The sequence below is a fragment of the Paenibacillus sinensis genome (assembly GCF_019904155.1).
Taxonomy (GTDB): Bacteria; Bacillota; Bacilli; order Paenibacillales; family Paenibacillaceae; genus Paenibacillus_AQ; species Paenibacillus_AQ sinensis.
In genome coordinates this window covers 102,308-104,010 of the sequence record NZ_JAHCMB010000048.1, presented here as the reverse complement: position 1 = coordinate 104,010, position 1,703 = coordinate 102,308, and the positions used below count along the sequence as shown (strand labels likewise).

The following is a 1,703-nucleotide window of genomic DNA, read 5'->3' as shown; positions in this document are numbered from 1 at the left end:
AAATTCGATGCGATTTCCTAGTTTAGCCTGTAGTAAATTTAACATTGTTCCACCAAATGATTCAGAATGAGTTAAGTGGATATATATCCAATTATTCGAATCATAGTAAAGCCCTATCCCCGCCGTTTCCGAGTAATGGTCAGGATGGAATTCGACTTTGGTTTGAATCTCGTAATTAAATGATGTCGCACGTGTTGCCATAATAGCTGGATTTACTTGAGAGAAGAAAGAGTTCTCACCGTGAATACGTAGATAACCTGGACGTTCAGTCGTATTCACCCAATCAACATCCTGCTCTCGATAAGGAGTCATAAAATGGATATCATATTTTTCATTATTAAAATGATCAAATAGATCATGAGATAACCTAGTAGATAATTCCACTCCCTCCATACCTTCAACTTCCGTTTTCGCCAAATTCGATCCATCTTTCATTTCCAGCCAGCCGTCCTCCGTCCACTTCATTTTTTGAATAGACGTTTCGCGTCCTAGTGGATTAAATAGAGTTCCTTCAATTGGGCGTGACATTAGATGAACAATATACCATTCGCCTGTTTGCGTTTGAACTAATGAACCATGGCCTGCTTTTTGCATCGTTGAATTTGGATTATACATTTCAAAATGTCCGGCGTCTGGGTCGCCAAGCGAAAATAAATGTTGTGGTGAAGAGGTAATAATCGGCTCGCCTGATGGATGTGGTTCGTATGGACCAAAAATATTCTCCGAACGTCCAATCTCTACACCATGCGCATAGCCTGTCCCACCAGCAGCTATAATAAGATAGTATCTCCCATTGTATTTATATATTTGTGGTGCTTCAGCACATCCACGACTAGTAAATCCTTGTGTTACTCGGCGCCATTTACCAATAATCTGCCCATTATCCAAATTCACTTCGGCAATTACAATATGTCCAGGCGCTTGATATCCTTGACGTGTCTCCCATTCAAGAATGGATATATAATGTTTGCCATCTTCGTCATGAAAAATAGCTGGGTCGAAACCTATCGAGGTAAGATAAATCGGCTCTGACCAAGGTCCATTTATATCTTCTGCCCACACTGCATAGGAATCCGAGTTAAATTCACGGCCTGCCATATTTACCATGTGAGAAAATACTAACCAGTATTTCTTCGTGGAAGCATCATAGGATAAGTGTGGTGCCCAGATCCCGGCCGGTGTATTTGTACCACGTAAATTGACTTCACCGTTTTTTAATACGGAACTGATTAGCTCCCAATTTGCTAAATCCGTTGATTTGAAAATTTGTATGCCTGGGTTCCAATGAAAAGTGGATGTTGCAATATAATAAACATCATGGACTCGAATAATGGATGGGTCTGGTGCCATTCCCGGAATAACGGGATTATTGATTATTGTCATTTATNGCGCTTCCTGTCGACTGTCTATATTATAGTAACTACTTAACCGAAATACGATTGTACAATGAAGGATAGATTTACCCAAATCAAAGGTGGGGTTTAAATTGAGAAATAATACAATTGAATTTGTGGATAGTTCAACACAACTACTCCCACGCATTGATTGGAACATACGTTTTTTTGGCGCACACAAACAAACGGTTCCTTCGAATTGGTTAATGACCAAGGAATCGCATCATGCTTTTGAGATATTAATTGTATTGGATGGTGCACAAGAAACATTTATCGAGAATGAACAATTCATCCTTAGAAAAGAGGATA

General features: G+C 39.5%; 1 protein-coding gene. It reads right to left on the bottom strand.

Going from position 1 to position 1,703, the window contains the following annotated elements; all coding sequences use genetic code 11:
* Window positions 1-1,383 (bottom strand): family 43 glycosylhydrolase (locus KIH86_RS05825; protein ID WP_223110345.1); only part of this gene is annotated, 1,383 nt, incomplete at its 3' end.
* Window positions 1,384-1,703: the final 320 nt, after the last annotated feature.